17 protein-coding genes and 1 tRNA gene are annotated in these 19,564 nt (G+C 46.9%); 15 read left to right on the top strand and 3 right to left on the bottom strand.

What is annotated here, in order from left to right; genetic code table 11:
• Positions 1-93 precede the first annotated feature (93 nt).
• The 10 genes from istA (at position 94) to B5G27_RS02465 (ending at position 13,013) form a co-directional block, all read left to right on the top strand.
• Positions 94-1,707, top strand: coding sequence for an IS21 family transposase (istA, locus tag B5G27_RS02510; protein ID WP_087177396.1), 1,614 nt, complete (start codon positions 94-96; stop codon positions 1,705-1,707).
• Positions 1,697-2,434, top strand: coding sequence for an ATP-binding protein (locus B5G27_RS02505; protein ID WP_087150789.1), 738 nt, complete (start codon positions 1,697-1,699; stop codon positions 2,432-2,434). The genes istA and B5G27_RS02505 overlap by 11 nt, the downstream gene beginning before the upstream one ends.
• 270 nt (positions 2,435-2,704) lie before the next feature.
• Positions 2,705-3,262 (top strand): hypothetical protein, encoded by a 558-nt coding sequence (locus B5G27_RS02500; protein WP_087177395.1) that lies wholly within the window; start codon positions 2,705-2,707, stop codon positions 3,260-3,262.
• A gap of 199 nt (positions 3,263-3,461) precedes the next feature.
• Entirely contained in the window at positions 3,462-5,606 is a 2,145-nt protein-coding gene (locus B5G27_RS02495) for a transglutaminase domain-containing protein (RefSeq protein ID WP_143449631.1), read from the top strand.
• 19 nt (positions 5,607-5,625) lie between these two features.
• Positions 5,626-6,429 carry a hypothetical protein gene (locus B5G27_RS15915; RefSeq protein WP_087177393.1) on the top strand — a complete coding sequence of 268 codons (804 nt, stop codon included), beginning with the start codon at positions 5,626-5,628 and terminating at the stop codon, positions 6,427-6,429.
• A gap of 71 nt (positions 6,430-6,500) precedes the next feature.
• Entirely contained in the window at positions 6,501-7,538 is a 1,038-nt protein-coding gene (locus tag B5G27_RS02485) for an acyltransferase (protein ID WP_162611168.1), read from the top strand.
• Between the two features lie 273 nt (positions 7,539-7,811).
• Complete coding sequence (locus B5G27_RS15765) at positions 7,812-8,324, top strand: hypothetical protein (protein WP_143449630.1); 513 nt, start codon at positions 7,812-7,814, stop codon at positions 8,322-8,324.
• 127 nt (positions 8,325-8,451) lie between these two features.
• Positions 8,452-9,864, top strand: a complete 1,413-nt coding sequence (locus B5G27_RS02475; protein WP_087177390.1) for an LCP family protein — start codon at positions 8,452-8,454, stop codon at positions 9,862-9,864.
• Positions 9,865-9,974: 110 nt separating this feature from the next.
• On the top strand, positions 9,975-11,510 hold the full coding sequence (locus B5G27_RS02470; RefSeq protein ID WP_087177730.1) for a cohesin domain-containing protein: 1,536 nt from the start codon (positions 9,975-9,977) through the stop codon (positions 11,508-11,510).
• A 171-nt stretch (positions 11,511-11,681) separates the two neighbouring features.
• Positions 11,682-13,013 carry a S1C family serine protease gene (locus B5G27_RS02465; RefSeq protein WP_087177389.1) on the top strand — a complete coding sequence of 444 codons (1,332 nt, stop codon included), beginning with the start codon at positions 11,682-11,684 and terminating at the stop codon, positions 13,011-13,013.
• A 144-nt stretch (positions 13,014-13,157) separates the two neighbouring features.
• On the opposite strand, the gene B5G27_RS02460 is transcribed toward B5G27_RS02465, so the two are convergent.
• From B5G27_RS02460 to B5G27_RS02450, 3 genes are all read right to left on the bottom strand, one after another.
• On the bottom strand, positions 13,158-13,754 hold the full coding sequence (locus B5G27_RS02460) for a manganese catalase family protein (protein WP_087177388.1): 597 nt from the start codon (positions 13,752-13,754) through the stop codon (positions 13,158-13,160).
• 3 nt (positions 13,755-13,757) lie between these two features.
• Positions 13,758-14,015: a spore coat protein CotJB gene (locus B5G27_RS02455; protein WP_087177729.1), complete on the bottom strand. Its 258-nt coding sequence runs from the start codon at positions 14,013-14,015 to the stop codon at positions 13,758-13,760.
• Between the two features lie 74 nt (positions 14,016-14,089).
• Positions 14,090-14,341 (bottom strand): spore coat associated protein CotJA, encoded by a 252-nt coding sequence (locus B5G27_RS02450; RefSeq protein WP_087177387.1) that lies wholly within the window; start codon positions 14,339-14,341, stop codon positions 14,090-14,092.
• 171 nt (positions 14,342-14,512) lie between these two features.
• Here B5G27_RS02450 and B5G27_RS02445 point away from each other — a divergent pair.
• From B5G27_RS02445 to B5G27_RS02420, 5 genes are all read left to right on the top strand, one after another.
• Positions 14,513-14,587 (top strand) — tRNA-Pro (locus B5G27_RS02445).
• Positions 14,588-14,759: 172 nt separating this feature from the next.
• Positions 14,760-16,652 carry an asparagine synthase (glutamine-hydrolyzing) gene (asnB, locus tag B5G27_RS02440; RefSeq protein WP_087177386.1) on the top strand — a complete coding sequence of 631 codons (1,893 nt, stop codon included), beginning with the start codon at positions 14,760-14,762 and terminating at the stop codon, positions 16,650-16,652.
• The gene (locus B5G27_RS02435) at positions 16,649-18,175 is read left to right on the top strand and encodes an FtsW/RodA/SpoVE family cell cycle protein (protein ID WP_087177385.1); all 1,527 of its coding nucleotides are present in this window, start codon (positions 16,649-16,651) and stop codon (positions 18,173-18,175) included. The genes asnB and B5G27_RS02435 overlap by 4 nt, the downstream gene beginning before the upstream one ends.
• A gap of 183 nt (positions 18,176-18,358) precedes the next feature.
• Positions 18,359-19,204, top strand: coding sequence for a DegV family protein (locus B5G27_RS02425; RefSeq protein WP_087177383.1), 846 nt, complete (start codon positions 18,359-18,361; stop codon positions 19,202-19,204).
• Between the two features lie 58 nt (positions 19,205-19,262).
• A complete protein-coding gene (locus B5G27_RS02420) occupies positions 19,263-19,514 on the top strand; it encodes a hypothetical protein (RefSeq protein ID WP_087177382.1) in 252 nt (83 codons plus the stop codon).
• The last annotated feature ends 50 nt before the right edge of the window (positions 19,515-19,564 follow it).

The following is a 19,564-nucleotide window of genomic DNA, read 5'->3' as shown; positions in this document are numbered from 1 at the left end:
ACAAGTAGGGACACATTAACCGGACAATAGATCTTCAGATATAATAAGCGCATCTCCTTAAAATGGAGAAATATTATATCTGGAGGTCCTACTATGGATTACAAAAAAGTACTACGGCTTCACTTTGTGAACCATCTTAGCTGCCGTGAGATTGCCGAAAGCTGCGGCGACTGCAGCAAAACAACCGTAAACGAGTTCCTGAAGCGTTTCAGAGAGAATCCGAAACTCTCATACCCTTTACCGGCAGATGTCACGAATGAATACATTGAGAGTATTCTCTATAAAAAGCCTGGTGTATCAGCGAACCAGCTTCTCTATCGGGATTTTAACAAGGAAGCTGTCTACAAGGCTTTAGCCCGCAAAGGGGAGACCCTGAAACATCTGTGGCAGAAATACAATGCCATAGGTATCGTAGACGGGAAGAAACCTATGAGTTATCGCCAATACTGCAGGCGTTACAGCGAATGGGCTGATTCCAAACAGCTGACCTTCCACATCCAGCGTTATCCCGGTGTCAATCTCGAACTGGACTATGCGGGGAAGCAGCTCTATCTGCATAACCGCCGGAACCCGGATGAGACCATAAAGGTCACGATCTTTATCGCTGCCCTCACCTACAGTGATTACTTTTACGCTGAAGGAATGACCGAATGCGATATCCGGAACTGGATCCGGGTCAACAATAATGCTCTGTCCTATTTTGGCGGCGTGACGCCGACAATCACCCCGGATAATTGCAAAGTAGCAGTTGCCCGGAATAAAGACTGGATCAGCCCTGTCCTGAATAAAGATTTCCAGGCATGGGCAGAACATAACAATACGGTTTTAACCCCTGCCAAAGTGAAATCCCCCCGCTGGAAACCAGTTGTGGAAGGCCACGTAAAGATCATTACCATGCACATCCTCATGGATATGGAAGATATGGTCTTTTATTCGCTGGATGATTTAAACCGTGTCCTGATGGAAAAGGTGGATGCCGAGAATCGGAAGCCTTTTGAGGGGCTCACCTATTCCCGGTACGATCTCTTTACGACAGAAGAGAAGGAGACTCTCCTGCCTCTTCCGCCCAGTCGTTTTGAATATCTTGAACGAAAGACTGTTAAAGTAGCACAAGATTTCTCCTTCACCTTCGACAAGGTCCATTATAGCATGCCCCGGAAATATCTGCGACAGGAACTTGAGATCCGGGCAGGGGAAAAAGAAATCTATGTCTATAACAAACACGGCGACTTCATCCGGACGCATAAGCGGAGCTACACACCGAAAGACTGGGTGATCATCCCCTCGGACATGCCTGCCGAATACAAAGACTATGGCTATTGGACGGTGCCTTATTTTCAACAGAAAGCATCTGCTATCGGACCCAGCACCCGTGCTTTGATCGATGCAGTCATTCGAAAATACGCTTATCCGGTGCAGTCATTCCGAAGCTGCTTTGGTATTCTGCGGTATGCGGAGAAGTACTCGCCGGAAGCCCTGGAACGCTGCTGTAAAGACGCCGTTTTAGCTGGGAGATGCAACTATTCCTATATCTGTAACACAATCTCAACTTACCATAAAGAGCCGCTGCAAAGTACAATGCCACAGAGCAGTCCCAACGAAGATGCTGCAACAGCCGTATCCGGCGCCTACAAAGATGATGACAGCAAGTATTCCCTTAAGAACCTGCTGAAGCGTCAGGAAACGGAGGCAGGCAATGAAGAATAAGACTACTGATATCTATGAGATGTTGGACACACTATCCCTGCCGGTAGCCGCCCAGCGTTTCGCAGAACTGTCTAAAAGTCCTGAATTCGGCAGCTATACCGCTTTGCAGTTTATCCGTGAGGTTCTGGAACCTCAGTACATAGAAACACTCAACAACAGGTTTGAAACAAATCTGCGGCTCAGCAGCCTGATCAATAAAGGTGCTTTGGCCGAGAATCTGAAAACCGGCAACGGACGCATCTACAATGATGCCACCGTTGAACAGATCCTGAAATTTCATTTCGCTGAGAACCGGCAGAACGTCGGGATCTATGGAGTCACCGGTGCCGGCAAGTCTTATTTCCTGTCTGCCTGTTGTGTGGAAGCATGCAGACGTAATTACCGTTGTAAGTTCGTAGACTATAGTGACCTGCTGGACGAACTGATCGTCCTCAACCGCCAGGAAGACCTGAACAAGTATCGTAAGAGGATCAGGTACTATGCACGGATCCAGCTGCTGTTCATTGATGATTTTGCCATAAGCAGGTATTCAGAAGAAGGGATCAAGATCCTGTATCATCTCATAAAACTTCGGGATGACCTTGGCACCTCCACACTCTTCAGCTGTCAGTATTCTCCAGATGAGTGGGGAAATCAGCTGAGTGACGAAAAGGAATGCTACGGTAAGCTTGACGGGATCAGACGCAGACTAACGACAGGATTTACTGTACTTATTGAGAAAGCATAGCTTTCTTCTGGAACACCGATCAATACTGATCAGTGGGGCGGAGTACCCTCTGCCCTGCTGATATCCCAGGCTGTCCGTTTAATATGGCCCGGACTGTCCGGGAAATGCGGCCCTGCTGTCCGCAGAAAGTGGCTGTTTGCACTTAATATATTGTGGAACAATTTAAATGACGTAGGAAGGAAATGGTTAATCATAACACTGTTAGGATTAACCGCTCTTCCGAGTCTGCTAAATTGCTGGGATCTTTTGTCTCTTGGTGATCAAACAAGAGTGTATAGTGCGATTGTACCGGATTATTGGGAAACTTTATATCCCATTACATATTATTTTTTAGGAGCATATCTGAAAGAGGAAACGAAAAAAATTTTTCTTTTAAAAGAAAGCATTATTCTTCTTGGTCTGATGATTGTATTTGGACTGTTTAATTATTACCGAAGTTATGATGGGACGTATGAGTGGATAGGCTACAATAGTTTTTGGGGCGTACAGGCTATAATAATATCTGTTTTGATTTTCCGAGTATTAATGGCAGCCCCTATGATAAAAGCTCCAAATATAGTTAAGAAAGGGATTTTGAAGATATCGGAATTGTCTCTGGGAATTTACCTTGCATCAGCTATATCAGATAAGATCATATATCCCCTAATGGCAGAAAAGGTGACAGATACAGTGCGGAGAATAGATATATTTCCGGTTGTTGTGCTTAGTTCATTTGTAATAGCGTTGATATTTGCAATTCTTGTTAATATAGTCTATATACTTTTAGCAAAAGCGGTACAAGGATTAGTAAAAAGATGTCACCAATTAGAACCAATGTCAGATAGTTAGAGAATATGGTGTAAGATCATAATGAGGGGCATAATGAGTTTTGGAAAATTTCTTTAAAAAGGTAGTGGGATATGATATAATTTTTTATATATTATATGATTTGATAATTCGTGTAATACAAACAGATAAGGAGGACAGAAGCGGTGAAATGATAGGTACTAGTGATAAAATATATAATATATAGCATGGAATTTACGAGGTGAGAGAAGTGAAAAAGCGTTTTATTCAAAAGATAGTTGCCATTTCCCTTATATTGACAATGCAGGCAACACCATTATGTTATGCTGCTGAATCTGAAACGGATTGGCAAGGGGGAGCTTCAACACAATTATCAGAAGAAGGAGAACATTTAGAAAACATAGTTCAGCAGGATGAGACTGTGACGCAGGAAGAAGTGGAAGATGCAAATTTTCCAGAGACAGATGTCGCAGATATATCGGAAGAAACAAATGCTTCTGTAAATACAGAAAGCTCTGAGAATTTAGATATTTATGAAAGCACGGATAATGTTGGCGAGGCTGAAACTGCGGAAAAGAAAGTGGTTGCTGAAGAGACGGGGACTGTCGGCTGGTATCGTCAGGGAGATGAATATTATTATTATGATGAGCCCGGCATTAAGGCTTATGGATGGAGAGCAATCGGTGGGGTATGGTATTATTTTGATCAGGAAAATGTAGAGAAACCGGGAATTATGCTAGCGTCTACCAAGCGGGTAATAGCAGGTCAGACCTACTTTTTTGGTGCAAATGGAGCGATGCGCAAAGGGTGGATAAGAGAATCTGAAGGCTGGTACTATGCGAGGGACAATGGAGCTATGGCAACTGGCTGGCTACTCTTGGGAAATACATGGTATTATTTGGATGAGGCGAATGAAGAATATCCAGGTTTGATGGTAGAGAATTGTAAAAAAATCATTGGAAATGCAACGTATTTCTTTTATCCATCAGGAGCAATGTATACTGGCTGGGTATTAAGACCAGAAGGCTGGTATTATGCGAAGGACAACGGAGCTATGGCTACTGGCTGGTTGTTGCTGGGAAATACATGGTATTATTTGGATAGGGCAAATGAAGTATATCCGGGCCTAATGGTAGCAAATTGTAAGAAAATCATTGGAAATGCTACATATTTCTTTTATCCATCAGGAGCAATGCGCACAGGCTGGATTAAAGATGCAGAAGGATATTATTACGGCGACAAAAATGGTTCCACAGGGTGGAAATATGTAGGAAATGCTTGGTATTATCTGGATGGGGCAAATGAAGAATATCCAGGTCTGATGGTAGAGAATTGTAAAAAAACCATTGGAAATGCAACGTATTTCTTTTATCCATCAGGGGCAATGTATACTGGCTGGGTGTTAAGACCGGAAGGGTGGTATTATACAAATAATAGTGGAGCAATGCTCACTGGTTGGCAGTGGATCGGAACTGATTGGTACTATTTAGATGCAGCCAATGAGGAGTATCCGGGTTTGATGATAGCTAACTGTAAAAAAGAGATTAATGGCAATACATATTACTTTAATCCTAGCGGTTCTATGAAAACAGGTTGGCTTCGTGATGGGGAGAACTGGTACTATATTAATATTTACGGGCTATTTGCATCTGGATGGAATTATGTAGGCTCCGATTGGTATTATCTGGATCCATCTAATGGAAACAAGATGTTGAGCAATGGATGGTATGTAATAAATGGAGCAAAGTACTATTTGAATGTCAGTGGTTCAATGGCGAAGGAGTGGTTGCTGCTAGGCGATGAATGGTATTATCTGGGTGCAGATGGTTCTATGAAAACGGGCTGGCAGTTGGTGAATGGACGCTGGTATTATATGTATAAGGCAAATGATCCGTATGGCGGAAAAGAAGGTGTTATGGCCAAGAATACAGTAATCGACGGTTATGAGCTTTCAGATACAGGTGCTATGTATAATGAAACTGAACTGGCAGCAAGAAATGTGTTGAATAGCATTGGCTGGGATTTGCGAGCAGCATTTAACTGGTCTGCCGGTCTGACCTATTATCAAATGACGGCAGATCCATCCCCCGGAAGCGAATGGTTTGCAAATTATGGATTCCAGAATAGAAGAGGAAACTGTTATGTTATGGCGGCCACATTCTGTTATATGGCGCGTATGCTTGGATACGAGGCGCATCAGATGGCTGGCTATGTTCCGACAATAAGTGGAGGCATGACCCCTCATTCATGGTGTGAAGTTGTTATTGGGGGAACAACCTATGTATTTGATCCAGATTTTACATATGAAACAGGGAGAAATGGTTATCAGATTACATATGGAACATCAGGAACATGGGTATATTCTAGTTATTATAGAATGAATTAAAAGAAAGAGGAATGAATAAATGATAAAGAAATTATTATTAATTATAAGTATGATTTTTATTCTGGGAGTTAGTATGCTTCTTGGAGGCTGTGGGAATAATCAGAGCGATTCTGATGCAAACAAACAGGTGGAAAAACCAGAAGAAGTATTGAAAAATATTGGGACTGAGGCAGAAGGTGAAAATATATATAAAGTAGTTCTGGAAAATAAGACAGGGAAAAATATTGTCGGTTTTTCAATTAAAGATTCGTCTATGGCAGAGTTCCCCGTCAACATGTTAGAAACGGAAGATGTTTTTGCAGACCAGCAAAAGAGAAATCTTTATTATGATTCAACGAGTGCGAAAGAGATGGGGGGAGACCAGGCGGTAGAGGCTGAGGAAGATGCGAAAGTATTACAACCACAAATAGATATACAGTTGACCTTTGACGATCAGTCCGTTTTGGTTTTGTCAGCATTCCCGTTTGGTGATGTGGAAGAAGCGCAGATTTATCTGGAAGATGAAGTTGCATTTATTCAATATGAATCTTTGGCTAACAATGAAATGATTAGTACTAAGGAGGCTGAATTGACTATTAAGGCAGAGAAAGAGGCGGCGGCTCAGGCAGAAGCAGAAGCGGCGGCAGCAGCACAGGCTCAGGCGGAAGCAGAAGCGGCGGCAGCAGCACAGGCTCAGGCAGAAGCGGAAGCAGCGGCAGCAGCACAGGCCCAGGCGGAAGCAGAGGCAGCGGCTCAGGCAGAAGCAGCACGTCAGCAAGCAGCGCAACAGCAAGCCCCTAGCAATCAAAGCGACGGATGCGTAAATGGTGGCCTGGTATATTAGCGGATGATATTCCCGTTAGATACGTTGTTTTGCTAGGGTGTGAAGATTTGTGAAAGGATTGTATTAGAAAATTGAATCAAGCAGAAAGAATAAATAGTTTTTCTTATATACGGGCGATTGCATGCATTGCTATTATTGTACTCCATACATTTGCTTCCGCATCAATTCTTTTTGGGAATCAAATCGGAGTTCTGACAAATGCATGGTCTAGAGCAATATCTAATGTACTAATGTGGACTGTTCCGTGCTTTGTTATGACAACGGGAGCACTTCTTTTGGAAGAAAGTAGAAAGCTGACTTACGAAAAACTTTTTAAAAAATATATTTTGAGGATATTAGCTGCGTTGGTTATATTTACTATGGTTTTCCGCGGATTCGATATGATAATGGATGGGGAGCAGGTCGGGATAGGCATATTGCTTAGCTGGATATATGAATTGTTTACTGGGACGAGCTGGTCTCATTTATGGTATCTATATTTGTTAATTGGCTTGTATTTTATGATGCCTTTTTATAGAAAAATTGCTCAATTTAGTGAAAAATTTGATATTAGATACTTACTGATTATATATGTAGTGTTTGTTTCAGTGCTTCCGCTAACAAATCTTATTAATTTGAGAAGCGGTTTTTATATTCACGTGTCAACGATTTACCCTTTTTATCTATTTTGTGGATATGCGATACATAAAGGAATAATAAAAGTGAATCAGTGGCTGGCTGTTGCAGCTGTGTTTTTCAGTTCTTGCCTAATTGTCGTACTTACTATAATTAGATGGACGGATAGTATAGATGTAATGGAGCAGTTGTGGGGGTATTCGTCCATTTTTGTAGTAGTGCAAGCAGTTGGTATTTTTGCATTATTTGATAAAATTAAAGTAAAAGGGAGCGGTTTGATTCATAAATTTTTATTAAATATTGATCGTTGTTCTTTTGGGATTTATTTAATTCATATGATTTTTATTAGATGGATTCTTAGATATATGAGTTTTAATCCATATAAGTGTAATGAGATCATAAATTTCTTTTTGTTAATTATAGGAATATTTATAATATCTTACTTTTGTACGTGGATTCTAAAGAAAATACCTATCTTGAAAAATATATTATAAAGAATTAACCTTCCGTTGGATTAAATGTATCGAACCATCTAATTTTATTGTGTTTATGGAAAGTTTTATAGACTACATAATAAGGGAAATCTATGTAATAGAGCCTAATGTGCCTCTAAATTATCGGAATATGTGGCTCACATTCTCTGGAATGGTGACTCTTTAATTGGGGCACAAAAATGATGGGGATATTTTGAGTTTTTGGTAAGCTCTAAAAAGTTTTCATTACAATAATATGTATTGGCTGTATAGCGCGTTTGGCCCTTTTATTATTTGAATGAATATAGAGAAGCCACTAGCGATGAAAGTACATATTTCAATAGTGCGATTGCTTTTTCGACCAGTGCAGAATTGAATCGCAGATATTTAGTAGCATTCTCATATTTGTTTCCTTACATTGCACTATTAGGCTCTGTAATGAAAATTTCGGGCACAAGTATTTATGTGGCAATAATTTTAAATATTGCTTTAGATATTATAGGTGCCGGAGCAGCTTTCTTTTTCGGTTTAAAATTGTTTGGAGATTATAAAATGGGACGGCTTCTATTATACATTTGGCTGCTTAATCCGTTTCAAGTGGTGTGGTGTATGAGAGCAATGCCTATTATTGTCGTCAATACGGTTCTTATGCTTTGCCTCTGCATATGGTCATGCATGATTCAAGAAATTTTATTGAAGCGATATGTTGTATTGAGTGTGATTTTGAGTATTTTTATAGGAAGAGGAAATGCCTTCAGACCTATTTTTGTTATATTAAGGAAACAAATATTGACGCAAACAGTTTGAAAAAAACTACTGGAAATAATCCATAACACTATAGGGACTTTTGGAAATACGCAAAAATTTCTTGAATCCAGTCATACTTTGTTGTACTATGAAAAAAGTGTATAAAATTCTTATTTAGGTGATAAAAATGTCAAAAAACGTAAGACGCCGGGGGCGCAGGCGCGCGCGTGCGAAAAAAGGGAACTGGTTCACACGGATGAAGATGTGGCAGCGGGTGTTGCTTATTACAGCATGCGTTATTCTTTGCGCCGTTTTCGGGGCTGTGGCGTATGTATATGCAAAGTGGAGTAAGATCGACACGCAGGATATTAAGGCAGAAGACATCGTGATCAATGAAGAAGTAAAGATGAATAAAGAGGTTGATCTTGGAGACGGCTATACAAATGTCGCTCTTTTTGGAGTTGATTCCCGTGATGGAAATCTCGGAGAGGGAAACCGCACAGACTGTATCATCGTTGCAAGTCTGAATAACGAGACAAAGGAAATCAAGATGGTGTCTGTATATCGTGATACTTTGCTTGATCTGTCCGAAGGTACCTATCAGAAGTGTAATGCAGCATACAGTTATGGCGGACCAGTCCTTGCGATCAACATGCTGAATATGAATCTTGATTTAGACATTCAGGATTATGTGACAGTGGATTTCGGAGCCATTGCCGATGCGATTGATTTATTGGGCGGAGTGGAGATTGAGGTGACTGAGGAAGAACTGCCTTATATTAATCAGTATATACCGGAGACAGCGAATTCGGCAGGAAAAGCGGCAAATTACTTATCAAGTGCCGGGCTTCAGACCCTTGATGGTACCCAGGCAACCACCTACGCCCGTATCCGTTCCACCGCAGGAGGCGACTTTACCCGTACGGAACGGCAGCGCCTCGTGATCGAGAAGATGTTCGAGAAGGCAAAGAGTGCTGATCTGGGGACTTTAAATGCGATCATCGATAAGGTCTTCCCCCAGGTTTCCACCAGCTTCACCCTTCAGGAGATCCTGACATATGCGACGGCATACAGTGAATACAAACTTGTTGGAAATATGGGATTCCCGCAGGATAATTATACGGATCTTGTTTCAGGTCTGGGGAGTATCGTAGTCCCGGATGACCTTGTATCCAATGTGACAAAGCTTCACGAGTTTTTGTTCGGTACGACGGGGTATACTCCATCGTCTACTGTGCAGACTGTAAACAGCAACATTGCTTACACAGTAAGCTCAGCCCAGTCATCCGGCGGGACATATGACGACGGCAGCGGTACTTATTACGATGACAGCTACTATGATGACGGGTCTGCTGACTACTCGGGCGGAGATGCATATGTTCCGTCAGAACCATCCGGCGGAGATGGAACAGGAGGCGGTACAGATCCGGGTACAGGCGGCGGTACCACGGATCCGGGCGGCGGAACGGACCCCGGCGCTGGCGGTGGCACTGATCCGGGCTCTGGCGGCGGTACGGATCCCGGCAGCGGCGGCAGTACTGATCCTGGTACGGGAGGCGGTACGGACTCCGGTACAGGGACAGAGGCCGGCGGACAGTAATCACTGGACTTTTCTGCGCGGAGCGTGTATGATAGTAGGCAGTGGACAGACAGGCGGAAGCCGTGCTGTCCGTATCAAATATTATTCATAATACAGAAGAGGTAAATTATATGAAAGCATTAAAGAAATTAGCGGGTCTGGTCCTTGCGCTGTGCCTGATGGTCCCGGCATTCGGGACGGCTGTGTTCGCGGCAGATGGCGTGTTGATGTTCTCGGATCCTTCCACAAAGGTAGGGGAGAATGTGGGCGTGGACCTCGTCGTACAGAGCAGCGGCGGTACCGTGGGAAGCGTAAATGTGACGATGAGTTATGATGCGTCTGTGCTGGAGTTTGTCAGCGGCGACGGCTTTTCAGCTGACGGATCGGGGACTCTGACTTATACAGGGACAGGCAGTGGGAATGAGCTGAGGACAACAGTGACTTTCCGCGCTCTCCAGGCGACGGAGACCACACTTTCTGTGAGCAGCAGTTCTGCGACTCTGTCTTCGGGAGAGACGTTAAACCTGGAACAGGGTTCATCTGCGATCTCCATCGCAGCGGCGGATGACGGCACAACGAGCGTGGCGCCGACAGCGGCAGCAGAAACACCGGAAGCAGGATCTGACACGGGGGTCACCGTGACTGTGAACGGGACAGATTATCATTTCTCTGAGGCTTTTACTACAACAGATATCCCGGAGGGATATTCTGAGACTACGATGACATTTAATGGAGAGGAAAGGAAATTTGTCGTAAATGATGCAGGAGTATATCTGGGGTATCTGACTGATGGATCCGGGACAGGGAGCTTTTTCCTGTTTGACACGGAGGATGCGACATTTGCTCCTTTTGCCCAGCTGACGATCTCTGATACGACATCCATTATCCCTCTGGACAAACCGGATGAAGTGGATCTTCCGGATAATTATCAGGAGTCTGAGCTTACTGTCCAGGATCAGGTCTTCCCGATCTGGTCTGATCCGTCTGCATCTGACAGATATTATCTGATCTATGCGCTGAATACACGTACAGGGCAGGAGGATCTGTACCAGTACGATTCTGAAGATGGGACATATCAGTACTTTGAGGTACCGGCACCGGCAGAAGAGGAAGAGGCGGCTCCGGCGCTTCCCGGGGCGGCAGGCGCGTTTATCAGCGAGCATATCCTTCCTATCCTCGCGGCGGGGATCGCGGTATGTCTCCTGCTCCTTATACTGATGATCATTTTTGCGGTCAAACTCGTCCACCGCAATCAGGAACTGGATGACCTGTATGATGAGTATGATATCCCCTTTGATGATGAAGAGGAAGATACAAAGAAGGAAAATAAAAAGAAAAAGCCGGGAAAGAAGGCTTCTGCAGATGAAGCGGAAGAGGATGAGTATATTGATGATGAGATCGGGTACGATGAGGATGAAGACGAGTATGAGGATGACTACGACGAAGAGCCCGATGACGATGGATATGATGATTACGACGATGAGTATGGATATGATGATGACGGAGCTTTAGATCCTGAGTATGACGATGGATACGAAGATGAGGATATCTATGAGGACGATGATATCTATACAGATGATAAGAAGTCCGGAAAGAACCGCAGAGGGAAAGCAGGGAAGCAGAAAAAAGATCCAGATGATTATGACATCAATTTCATAGACCTGTAAAAGGCAGTGGACAGAGAGGCAAAGAAAGCCCGGATGATGTGAAATGTCAGCCGGGGGTTCGGAGCCTCTCTTTTTCAAGTTTTGTTAAAGGATTGAACACATTTTTATCACAAACCAAAGCTATGATATAACCGTAAAAAGAAAAAACTAAGAGAGAAAGCAGGTAATCTTATGGATAATCAATATAACTATTACAATTCAAATGATGATCTGAACAGTAACTATCAGTATGGCGGTCCCCGGCCCGGCGGGTACAATGGGGAACAGCCTGAGCAGCAAAAACCCCGCAAAGAGAAAAAACCGCATAAAAATCTTGTGAAGGCGGCTGCTGTGACAGGATTTGCGATCCTGTTCGGTGTGGTATCCAGCGCGGTATTCCTCACTACAAACCTTGTCGGACAGAAGATCCTGGGACTGGGGGACTACGGTAAGACCACGACAGCATCCTCTGACAAGATCAGCAGCGGGACGTCGCTCTCTACTTCGTCCAGCGTCGTGACATCGGATGTGTCGGATGTAGTGGAGAAGGTAATGCCGTCCATTGTCTCCATCACGAGCATGTCAGTCCAGGAAGTGCAGAGTTTCTTTGGCGGCACATATGAACAGACGAATGAAGGAGCAGGGACAGGCATCATCATCGGAAAGAATGACTCAGAGCTGCTGATCGTTACGAATAATCATGTCGTTGAGGGCAGCGATACCCTTACAGTTACATTTGACGACCAGTCCAGTGTCGAGGCGAATATCAAAGGCACAGACGCCACTTATGATGTGGCTGTGATCGCTGTCGCGCTGGATCAGATCTCAGACGATACTATGGATGCGATCTCAGTTGCTACACTTGGGGATTCTACGAAACTTCAGATCGGCGAGCCTGCGATCGCCATCGGCAATGCCCTCGGATACGGACAGTCTGTCACAACAGGCGTGATCAGCGCGCTTGACCGTTCTGTTTCCACTACAGATACACAGACCGGGGAAACTCAGGAGAGCGGGGCAAAACTGATCCAGACAGATGCGGCGATCAATCCGGGCAACAGCGGCGGCGCTCTTGTGAACGTCAACGGTGAAGTGATCGGTATCAATTCTGCGAAACTGACAGGGGAAAGCGTGGAAGGCATCGGATACGCGATCCCGATCAGCGATGTGTCTGACCTGATCCAGAATCTGATGAACCAGGAGACGAAGACAAAAGTGCCGGAGAATGAACGCGGGCTGCTCGGCATCACAGGCATGAGCGTGTCGGATGCATTTTCACAGCAGATCGATGTCCCGGCAGGGGTCTATGTAATGGAGGTCAGCCAGGGCAGCGGCGCGGACAAAGCGGGCATGACAAAGGGTTCTATCATTACAGCGATCAATGGAAGCTCTATTGACAGTATGGAGGCGCTCCAGGAACAGCTTCAGTATTATGCAAAGGGTGAGACGGTCAGCCTTACGATCCTGGTCCCGCAGTCAAACGGAGAGTATGATGAACAGGGGCTTGATGTGACGCTTGGATAAACTGTAAGTTTGGCAGATGAGCGGGATCATCAGAAAAAATCATATTAGTGTGAAGTAACAAACGATACTTATGTAAAATGCCTGTTCCGGCATAAGCAGGGACAGGCATTTTTTTAAATGTTGTGTTATAAACAGTGAATGCCGCTATTTGTCAAACTCCGGGTTGAACGCATAGAAGTTCCTGCTGTCCAGTTTCTCCTGGACGATCCTCAGGCTTTCTCCGAAACGCTGATAGTGCACGATCTCGCGCTGCCTTAAGAATCGGATCGGGTCGGCGACTTCCGGGTCTTTGACAAGCCGCAGGATATTGTCATAGGTGGTCCTTGCCTTTTGCTCGGCGGCAAGGTCCTCGTTCAAGTCAGTGATGGGATCTCCCTTGGACTGGAACACGGTCGCTGTCCACGGCATGCCGCTGGCCGCCTGGGGCCAGAGCGCCAGAGTGTGGTCTACATAGTACTTATCGAATCCGGAGCGCTCGATCTCTTCCGGGGTCAGATCCTTTGTGAGCTGGTAGACGATGGCGCAGATCATTTCCATGTGGGCGAGTTCTTCCGTACCAATATCCGTCAGCGTCCCCGTCACTTCCTTATACGGCATCGTATATCTCTGCGACAGATACCGCATAGACGCGGCGAGTTCTCCGTCCGGTCCTCCGAACTGAGAGATGATGATCTGTGCGATCTTCGGGTTCGTCTGGGTGATCTTCACCGGATACTGCAGTCTTTTTTCATAATTCCACATAAATCAGCATCCTCCTTCCTGCCACGGCCATGGCTCGTTGACCCAGGTCCAGCGCTCGGCGCAGGATTCCTCAGCGGTATCGACGGTCAGCGGCCCGTAAGCGGCGGCATATTCCTTCAGGGCATGATCACGTTTGCGGCTCATCTCGCGGAAATACGCAAGAGCTTCCCTGTCGCAGGGATGGGTATCCAGGTACAATTTTACTTCATCCACTGCGAAGCTGACCTGGTTGATGTGGTCCATGAGCTGACGGCGGTTCATGACGCTCCCGCCGGAGTGCGGCGCCATATCATTCATTCTGCGCATGGTACTGCTGTTTGGCATTGTATTCATATTCATCTGCGGCAGCCTCCTTTCCCCAGGAAGGGTTTATCCAGTTCCTGAAAAAGTGTTCCGCTTCTGAGGGCTTTGCACGGTTCGTAGATGTCCTGCCATTTCTGCCATTTGACATAAGCCATTGCGAGAGGAATGTCAGATGGGAAAAAATCATGTGTGTCCGGGCATCCGTCCATCCGGCAGGCGCAGGACGGGGCCGGAGCGGATGCCATGGGACGGCGCATATAGCGCATATTTTGACAATTTGCCATTGTTGGCGGCTCCTTTCATAGGTGGTAACTCACTATTATATTATGGAAAGGGCGTTGAGATGTGAAAAGAGACTGCTGCTGCGAACAGTAACAAGCGGCTGAAAAGAGAACAGGACATCAGAAAAAATTTCTTTACATTTGCCGGCAAATTATATATAATGTATGAGTCGGCGGGGTGTGGCTCAGTTTGGTTAGAGCGCACGGCTGGGGGCCGTGAGGTCGCAGGTTCGAATCCTGTCACCCCGATTGGTACAGAAACTATAATTTTTTATCAGACGCAGAGCATGGCAATAAGGGATCAGATCAGGTAAAAAGACTTACCGAAACTGGTTCCTTATCTATTATTATGAGTGTAGTTGCTCATCCGGGTGGACTGGATCCGGGCTGTGGGCTGCGGGAGTGAAAAGGAGAGCTTAATATGTGTGGATTCGCAGGGTTTGTGGGCGAAGTGGAAGACAGAGAACAGGTGCTGGTGAATATGATGAATACGATCATTCACCGGGGGCCGGACAGTGAAGGAAAGTATGTCGATGAGGACGCGGCGCTGGGATTCCGGCGCCTGAGCATTATCGACCTTTCGTCTGTGGGCGACCAGCCGTTATATAATGAAGACAGGAGCCTGGTGCTTGTATTTAACGGGGAAATCTATAATTATCAGGAACTCAGGGAGGAGCTGGCAGCGGCAGGGCATGTTTTCGTGTCCAATACAGATTCCGAGACACTGGTCCATGGATTTGAGGAGTGGGGCGAGAGACTGGTGGACAGGCTGCGCGGGATGTACGCTTTCGCAATCTGGGACAAGAAGAGGAAGCGCCTTTTCGCGGCAAGGGATATCTTTGGCATTAAGCCCCTCTACTATGCGCAGATGAACGGGACGCTCATGTTCGCCTCAGAGATCAAGGCGTTTATGGAGCATCCGAAGTTTGACAAGATCTTTAATGAGGATGCTCTTGGAAATTATCTCTCTTTCCAGTTCGTGCCTACGAATGAGACATTTTTTAAAGGTGTGTTCTGTCTCCAGCCGGGACATTATTTCACCTATGAAAATGGAGAGATGAAGATCACACGGTATTTTGAGCCGGATTTCACCGGGGATAATACGAAATCCTTTGAGGAGGTCGTTGACGAGGTGGAAGCGGTCATGAAGGAATCCGTGGAGAAGCATAAGATCAGTGACGTGGAGGTCGCGTCCTATCTGTCGAGCGGAGTGGATTCCAGCTATCTGACCTGGCTCGGACAGGTGGACCATACGTTTACCGTCGGATTTGACGAGGGACAGTACAGCGAGATACAGGATGCAAAAGAGTTCGCGGCGAGTATCAACATGGAGAATGACGCGAAAGTCATCACCCCGGACGAGTACTGGGACAAGCTGTCGGATATCCAGTACTATATGGATGAGCCGGTGGCGGACCCGGCTGCCATCGCACTGTATTTTTTGAGCGAGGAAGCTTCTAAGAAAGTGAAAGTCGTCCTCTCCGGCGAGGGCTCGGATGAGCTTTTCGGCGGATACAATATTTACTGTGAACCTCTGGAACACACGGCTTTTAATAAGATCCCCTTCGGGATCCGGCGCCTGCTGGGCAGATTCGCGGAGTACTGTCTCCCGCGCGGGATGAAAGGCAGGGGATTCCTCATGCGCCACGGCAGGACGCTGGAGGAGCGCTATTTTGCCAACGCTACAAACATTTTCACAGAGCGGGAGGCAAATAAGATCTTAAAGAAGGGATGCAGACCGGGCATCCAGGATGTGACCCGTCCGCTGTATGAGCGTGTGAAGGATAAAGACCCGGTGACAAAGATGCAGTATGTTGACCTGCATCTCTGGCTGGTCCATGATATCCTCATGAAGGGAGATAAGATGGGCATGGCGAATTCCCTGGAAGTCAGAGTGCCCTTCCTGGATAAGAAGGTGCTGGAGCTGGCGGAGACGCTTCCCCTTGACTATAAGGTAAGGGCTCCGAGGACAAAGGTGGCTCTCCGGGCGGCGGCGGAAAGACATATCCGCAGCAAGACTGCTGAGAAAAAGAAGCTCGGGTTCCCGATCCCCATCAGAGTATGGCTGAGGGAAGAGAAGTATTATAACAGGGTCAGAGCGATGTTCGCGACCAGCGCGGCGAAAAAGTTCTTTAATACGGATCTGCTCATGAAGATGCTGGACGACCACCGTGAAGGAAAGAATACAAATGAGAAGACAGACGACAGCAGGAAGATCTGGGCAGTGTATATTTTCCTTGTGTGGTATGACAGATTTTTTGAACACGGCAAACCGGTGCATCCGGCGATGAATACGAGACAGGTGATAATATGAGAAGCAGGACTGTCAGACCGATCAAAAATCGAGGGCAGGACAAAAAAAGCAGAAAGAAAGGCAGCCCGCGGCTCGGGGACACACAGCCCATGAGAGCCGTGGGACAGAGGGAAAGTTCCTCTTCCCTTTCAGATACGAAGCCAATGCGGCCGGTAAGTATACGCTCGGGCTATGAAAGTTATCAGAGGGCCATTGACAGGCGGCGTCAGGTGATCCGTACTCCCAAGCCGGTGCCGGAGTACAGTCCCCGCAGGCAGGCTGCCGGACCGGAAAGTGTCCGGCGCACAGGAGATATGGGACATACAGGGCAGCGGCGGCAGGCGGCGCGCCCGGCGAGAACGCCGAAACGCACCGGTCTGGCGGCAGTGATCGCGAAAAGCCGGAGCAGGGCTGCGGTAAAGGAACAGTATTTTGATTTTGACCTTCTGATGGTGATCGTATTCCTGATGTGTTTCGGACTTGTCATGCTTTACAGCACGAGTGCGTATGAGGCGCAGGCGGATTTCGGGAATGATATGTATTATTTTTCAAAGCAGGCGCTGATCGCGGCGGCAGGCGTGGCGGGCATGTTTATTGTATCCAAGATCGACTATCATTTTTACGGTGCGTTTGCCTTTGAGATCTATATATTCTCGATTTTCCTGATGGCGCTTGTGCAGACCCCTCTGGGTGTGACGGTAAACGGGGCGAGGCGGTGGATCGGCCTTCCGGGAAATATGACGGTCCAGCCGGCGGAGATCACGAAGATCGCGGTCATCCTTTTTATCTCTTATGAACTGTGCCGTCTCGGGAAAAAAGCGTATACCATGGAAGGGATCATCCGCGTCTTTGTGCTGGGAGCGGTGGCGTCGGGAGGCGTCCTCTTCCTGACGGACAACCTGAGTACGGCGATCATCGTAATGGCGATCACCTGCATCCTGATCTTTGTGATCCATCCGAAGACAAAGCCGTTCCTGGCGGTCATCGGAGTGGGAGTGGTTGTGGCTGCCATTGGCATTGCAGTCCTGGCTGTGACAGCGGAAAACAGCGACAATTTCCGCCTTCAGAGGATCATCTCCTGGCTGAATCCGGAGGCTACCATGGATGATGGAAGCTATCAGGTCATGCAGGGACTGTATGCCATCGGAAGCGGAGGATTTTTCGGAAAAGGGCTTGGGAACAGCACGCAGAAGCTGGGAGTGATCCCGGAGGCCCAGAATGATATGATCCTTGTGGTCATCTGCGAGGAACTGGGAGTATTCGGAGCGATCCTGATCCTGATCTTGTTCGGGCTCCTTCTGTACCGCCTGATGTTTATCGCCAAAAACGCGCCGGATCTTTACGGTTCGCTGATCGCGACCGGGATCTTCGCTCATATCGCGCTGCAGGTGATCTTAAATATCGCGGTGGTCACGGGCCTGCTCCCGACCACAGGCATTACGCTCCCGTTCATCAGTTACGGGGGGACTGCGATCCTGTTCCTGATGGCGGAGATGGGGATCGCGCTGGGGATTTCCAGGAGGATCCGCCTGGAGGGTGAATAAACGGACGGATTATGATGTTTGCCCGCAACAGCTGCTCAAAGGAATTTCGCGGGAAGTTCGCTCACAGGAATTTCACAGGAAAGACTTTCCTTCCGGGAAAATATATGGTATATTTAAATCTGGTATTAAAAACTACATATACTGGAAATGTAAAATACACATTGTGTTCCTGGAGGAGAGATTATGGATTATAAGATCATTGTAGACAGCTGCGGTGAGCTGACACACAAGATGAAGGAGAGCGGCATTTACACGAGCGCGCCTTTGAGCATGCAGGTGGACGGGGATGTGGTCATGGATGATGAGACTTTTGACCAGGCGGATTTCCTGCGCCGGGTGGCGGCGAGTCCGGAGTGCCCGAAGTCATCCTGCCCTTCACCGGAAAAATACATGGAACTGTACAGCGGGGAAGAGCGGAGAGTGTATGTGGTCACCCTTTCCTCTGAGCTGAGCGGGTCATATAACAGCGCACAGCTTGCGGCTAAGCTCTGGAAAGAGGAGCACGGAGAGGACGGCAGGCAGATCCATGTCTTTAATTCCAGGTCAGCGTCTGTCGGGGAAACCCTGATCGCCTGCAAGGTCAGAGAGTGCGAAGAGCAGGGGATGACATTTGAGGAGACAGTCAGTGAGACGGAGGCTTATATTGAAGGGCAGCATACGTATTTTGTCCTGGAAAACCTTGATACACTGCGCAAGAACGGACGGCTCACGGGGATCAGATCTTTTGTGGCCAGCGCGCTCAATATCAAACCAGTAATGGGTTCGACTCCCCAGGGGACGATCTGCCAGCTTGGGCAGGCCAGGGGGGTGAAGCGGGCGCTGGTTAAAATGACTGAGCAGATCGTGCGTGACGGGAAACGGACAAAAGAAAAGGTACTCGCGATCGCGCACTGCAACTGTCCTGAAAGGGCGCGAGAGGTAGAGAGGATGATCCTTGATAAGATCCATGTAAGGGACAGCTTTATCGTGGATACAGCCGGTATCAGTACCATGTATGCAAATGACGGCGGAATAATTGTTGTGCTCTGACGCAGAATGTGATAAACTGTCAATATCTGAGTGAAACACGGAAAGGAGCATATGTGATATGAGCCAGGAAAAGGTGGACCGTTATAAACAGGAGAAGGCCAACAGAAAACAGCTCATGCGGAAGCAGAGGATGATGGGGATCATCCGCAAGGGAGTCCTTACGATCGCAGCGCTTGCTCTGGTCGGATGGCTGGGGTACTCGGCTTACGATATGTATGAGTCCGGCAAAGAGAGGGTTGTGGCGGAAGTGAATTATGATTCTGTCACAGATTATCTGAACAGCCTTTCTGCTGAGACCGAAGCTGAATAAGCTGGTCCGGGCGGCAGATCCTGATGAAAGTGGGAAACCGCCCCACCTCA

The sequence above is a fragment of the Lachnoclostridium sp. An76 genome (genome assembly GCF_002161355.1).
Taxonomy (GTDB): Bacteria; Bacillota; Clostridia; order Lachnospirales; family Lachnospiraceae; genus Mediterraneibacter; species Mediterraneibacter caccavium.
The sequence above is the reverse complement of the archived record's forward strand: the minus strand, read 5'-3'. Positions and strand labels throughout refer to the sequence as shown.

What these genes read in the sequence shown, in the direction of transcription:
- B5G27_RS02460 (WP_087177388.1), bottom strand. Translation starts at nt 13,754, where the DNA reads ATGTGGAATTATGAAAAAAGACTGCAGTATCCGGTGAAGATCACCCAG.
- istA (WP_087177396.1), top strand. Translation starts at nt 94, where the DNA reads ATGGATTACAAAAAAGTACTACGGCTTCACTTTGTGAACCATCTTAGC.
- B5G27_RS02450 (WP_087177387.1), bottom strand. Translation starts at nt 14,341, where the DNA reads ATGGCAAATTGTCAAAATATGCGCTATATGCGCCGTCCCATGGCATCC.
- B5G27_RS02465 (WP_087177389.1), top strand. Translation starts at nt 11,682, where the DNA reads ATGGATAATCAATATAACTATTACAATTCAAATGATGATCTGAACAGT.
- B5G27_RS02425 (WP_087177383.1), top strand. Translation starts at nt 18,359, where the DNA reads ATGGATTATAAGATCATTGTAGACAGCTGCGGTGAGCTGACACACAAG.
- asnB (WP_087177386.1), top strand. Translation starts at nt 14,760, where the DNA reads ATGTGTGGATTCGCAGGGTTTGTGGGCGAAGTGGAAGACAGAGAACAG.
- B5G27_RS02470 (WP_087177730.1), top strand. Translation starts at nt 9,975, where the DNA reads ATGAAAGCATTAAAGAAATTAGCGGGTCTGGTCCTTGCGCTGTGCCTG.
- B5G27_RS02475 (WP_087177390.1), top strand. Translation starts at nt 8,452, where the DNA reads ATGTCAAAAAACGTAAGACGCCGGGGGCGCAGGCGCGCGCGTGCGAAA.
- B5G27_RS02505 (WP_087150789.1), top strand. Translation starts at nt 1,697, where the DNA reads ATGAAGAATAAGACTACTGATATCTATGAGATGTTGGACACACTATCC.
- B5G27_RS15915 (WP_087177393.1), top strand. Translation starts at nt 5,626, where the DNA reads ATGATAAAGAAATTATTATTAATTATAAGTATGATTTTTATTCTGGGA.
- B5G27_RS02420 (WP_087177382.1), top strand. Translation starts at nt 19,263, where the DNA reads ATGAGCCAGGAAAAGGTGGACCGTTATAAACAGGAGAAGGCCAACAGA.
- B5G27_RS02435 (WP_087177385.1), top strand. Translation starts at nt 16,649, where the DNA reads ATGAGAAGCAGGACTGTCAGACCGATCAAAAATCGAGGGCAGGACAAA.
- B5G27_RS02455 (WP_087177729.1), bottom strand. Translation starts at nt 14,015, where the DNA reads ATGAACCGCCGTCAGCTCATGGACCACATCAACCAGGTCAGCTTCGCA.